Raw genomic sequence first — 3,527 nt, 5'->3', positions numbered from 1 at the left:
CAACCTCTAATTACGCTTTTCTTGCAGAAGGGGGCTTTTTAGCTGTTAAACGTGGAATCCGGCGGATTACAGGCGGCAATCTCAGCACCAACAACAACGCACCTATAGATGCATAGATAGCCCACTCCTTCAGATCGGCACGAACGATCCACAACATATGCAGCAATCCGAGTCCGAGAACCACATAGACCAACCGATGCAACTTCTTCCAGCGAGAACCCAAACGCCGCTGACTGTAGCGATTGGAGGTAACCGCCAATGCCAACAAACAGAGAAACCCCAGGGCCCCGACAATAATGTACGGTCGCTTGCGCAACTCGATACCCAACTGCGACCAATCAAAGCCAAGAATGAACGCTGTGTAACCGCTCAAATGCAGAACAACATAAGCGAAGCACCACAAACCCAACTGTCGTCGAACCGCTATCCATCCCGGCCAACCGGTGAGCTTCTGCAAAGGCGTGATGCTTAATGTAATGAGCAGCAGCACAAGCGCCCCCTGCCCCAGACGGTCAACCAATACCTTGCCTGGATCAGGTCCCAGCACATCCGCCCAAGCCTGATACAACCAAAGCACTGGCCAAATCGCTGCAGTGATGAAGACGCCAATACGCCAAAACGGATATCGCATCAGTAATTCTTCCGCAAATCGAGCCCTGTATATAGAGCAGCAACTTCATCCGAGTAACCATTGAACATTTGCGTGTCCCGCACATTGGGCTTGAACAGACCGCTCGGCAAACGCCTTTCCCGTGCCTGGGTCCAGCGCGGGTGATCGACTGTCGGGTTCACGTTCGCATAAAAACCATATTCATCGGAGGCGATACTCTGCCAGGTAGTTTTCGGCTGCTCGCTGACCAGGCTGATCCGCACGATGGATTTAATGCTCTTGAAACCGTACTTCCAAGGCACCACCAGACGCAGCGGCGCACCGTTCTGATTCGGTAACTCACGCCCGTACATGCCCACAGCAAGAATCGCCAACGGATTCATCGCCTCATCCAGACGCAGCCCTTCTACATAAGGCCAGTCGATCAGGGCAAAACCGGAACGCTGCCCGGGCATACTGGGGTCCTGCAAGGTTTCGAAGCGAATGAACTTGGCTTTGGAGGTTGGCTCGACCTCCTTGAGCAAAGCCGAAACAGGAAAACCGATCCACGGAATGACCATCGACCAGGCTTCCACACAGCGAAGACGATAGATGCGCTCTTCCAGTTGATAAGGCTTCATGAAGTCTTCCAGCGCATACCGCCCCGGCTTCCCCACCTCCCCGTCTACCACCACGCTCCAGGGTTCGGTTTTCAGCGCACCGGCGTTGGCCGCAGGATCACCTTTATCGGTACCGAACTCATAGAAGTTGTTGTAGTGGGTCGCATCCTTGAAAGGCGTGATCGCCTCGTCTTTGACGCTGACCGCCCCCCATTTGGTAGAAGGAAGCTTTTCGGCAAACCATGAGGGCGCCTTGCCAGGCTCGACATCAGCATAACGCGCAACATCGTCGGCACTCGCCCAACGCGGCAGACTGCTCACAGCCAAACCGGCGACGGTGGCACCTAATACACTGCGACGAGAAAGGTAGAGGGATTCAGGCGTGACGTCTGACTCATGACAGTCAGACGCTTTGGGGACTTTGATCAGCATGACAACTCCGCAGCTTTGGAGGACAGATGCACCCATAGACTGCGGAGTATGAGGGAAATTACATCACTCGGCTTTTTTGTGCCGACGAAGGCGCAGCAGGTACTGCACCGGCCCGGAAGCCGCATAGGCAAGGAAAACCAGCAGCAGGATACGCGGCGGATCACTGAACACAACGGCGAATACCAATACCACTGCAAGGATCGCGACAAAGGGAACACGCCCTTTCAAGTCCAGCTCCTTGAAGCTGTTGTACTTGATGTTACTGACCATCAGCATGCCAGCGGCGGCAACCATCAGTGCAACCAGGAACGACATCTTGGAACCCTGAATGCCGTAATCGCTGAATGCCCAGACAATGCCCGCGACCACACCGGCGGCGGCCGGACTGGCCAGGCCGATGAAGTAACGTTTGTCTGCGGTGCCGACTTGAGTGTTGAAACGCGCCAGGCGTAACGCCGCCCCCGCTACATAGATGAAGGCGACCATCCAGCCGACTTTGCCCATATCGCCCAGGGCCCAGCCGAATGCCAGCAATGCCGGCGCCACACCAAAGGCAACCATGTCCGACAGCGAGTCGTACTCGGCACCGAAAGCGCTTTGGGTATTGGTCATACGGGCAACGCGACCGTCGAGGCCGTCGAGTACCATGGCGACGAAAATCGCGATCGCGGCAAACGCAAAATATTTGCTCGCGCCGATGGCATCACCGGCACTCAAGGCACTCTGGGCGCTCATCGAGTTGATGATGGAATAAAACCCTGCGAAGAGGTTCGCAGTGGTGAACAGATTCGGCAGAAGATAGATACCACGATGCCGGACTTTACGACCTTCAGCGTCATGCCCTTCTTCGATGTGTTCATCGATGGGCAGAAGGCTTTCGGCGTCAGAAGCCTGCTTTGGCTCTTCGGGACGTTCGCTCATGGACATTTACCTTGCAACGGGGTGGAAAGTTTCGACAGGTGCCTGGGACGACGGTGCGGCCACAAACAATGCAGCTTTATACCAGAACCGGCGGATCCAAACGAAAAAACGCGGCCTAGGCCGCGTTTTCCGTACAAGCTCGGGACTTAGTTCTTGGCTTTGTCGACGATCTTGTTGGCACCGATCCAAGGCATCATGGAACGCAGTTGCTCACCGATGATTTCGATACCGTGAGCGGCGTTGTTACGACGCTTGGCGGTCATCGAAGGATAGCCGGTGGCGCCTTCGCTGATGAACATCTTGGCGTATTCGCCGTCCTGAATACGTTTCAGGGCGTTGCGCATGGCCTGACGGGATTCGGCGTTGATCACTTCCGGACCGGTCACGTACTCGCCGTACTCAGCGTTGTTGGAGATCGAGTAGTTCATGTTGGCGATACCGCCTTCGTACATGAGGTCAACGATCAGCTTCAGTTCGTGCAGGCATTCAAAGTAGGCCATTTCCGGCGCATAGCCAGCTTCAACCAGGGTTTCGAAACCGGCTTTTACCAGTTCAACGGTACCGCCGCACAGAACGGCTTGTTCGCCGAACAGGTCGGTTTCGGTCTCGTCCTTGAAGGTGGTTTCGATGATGCCGGTACGACCACCACCAACGCCAGCAGCGTAGGACAGTGCAACGTTTTTGGCGTTGCCCGAAGCATCCTGGTAGATAGCGATCAGGTCAGGGATACCGCCGCCTTTGACGAACTCGGAACGCACGGTGTGGCCCGGAGCTTTCGGCGCGATCATGATCACGTCGAGGTCAGCACGTGGCACAACCTGGTTGTAGTGAATCGCGAAACCGTGGGAGAAGGCCAGGGTGGCGCCTTTCTTGATGTTCGGCTCGATTTCGTTCTTGTACAGGGCAGACTGGAACTCGTCCGGGGTCAGGATCATGACCAGGTCGGCAGCCGCTACGGCGGTAGC

The 3,527-nt window shown here is 55.8% G+C and carries 4 protein-coding genes; all 4 read right to left on the bottom strand.

All coding sequences use genetic code 11. The annotated features are described in order from the left end of the window. Nucleotides 1-10 precede the first annotated feature (10 nt). Nucleotides 11-631, bottom strand: a complete 621-nt coding sequence (gene msrQ, locus PMI36_RS26285) for a protein-methionine-sulfoxide reductase heme-binding subunit MsrQ (protein ID WP_008067924.1) — start codon at nt 629-631, stop codon at nt 11-13. Continuing rightward, nucleotides 631-1,641, bottom strand: a complete 1,011-nt coding sequence (msrP, locus tag PMI36_RS26290) for a protein-methionine-sulfoxide reductase catalytic subunit MsrP (protein ID WP_008067923.1) — start codon at nt 1,639-1,641, stop codon at nt 631-633. Before msrP ends, msrQ begins: the two co-directional genes overlap by 1 nt. Nucleotides 1,642-1,704: 63 nt before the next feature. Further along, nucleotides 1,705-2,562, bottom strand: coding sequence for a CDP-diacylglycerol--serine O-phosphatidyltransferase (pssA, locus tag PMI36_RS26295; RefSeq protein ID WP_008006914.1), 858 nt, complete (start codon nt 2,560-2,562; stop codon nt 1,705-1,707). Between the two features lie 146 nt (nt 2,563-2,708). Next, nucleotides 2,709-3,527: ketol-acid reductoisomerase (ilvC, locus tag PMI36_RS26300; protein ID WP_008067922.1), on the bottom strand; the 819-nt coding region annotated here is incomplete at its 5' end.

The sequence above is a fragment of the Pseudomonas sp. GM79 genome, assembly GCF_000282495.1.
Classification (GTDB): Bacteria; Pseudomonadota; Gammaproteobacteria; order Pseudomonadales; family Pseudomonadaceae; genus Aquipseudomonas.
Note: the sequence above shows the minus strand (reverse complement) of the source record. Positions and strands in the feature narration are given on the sequence as shown.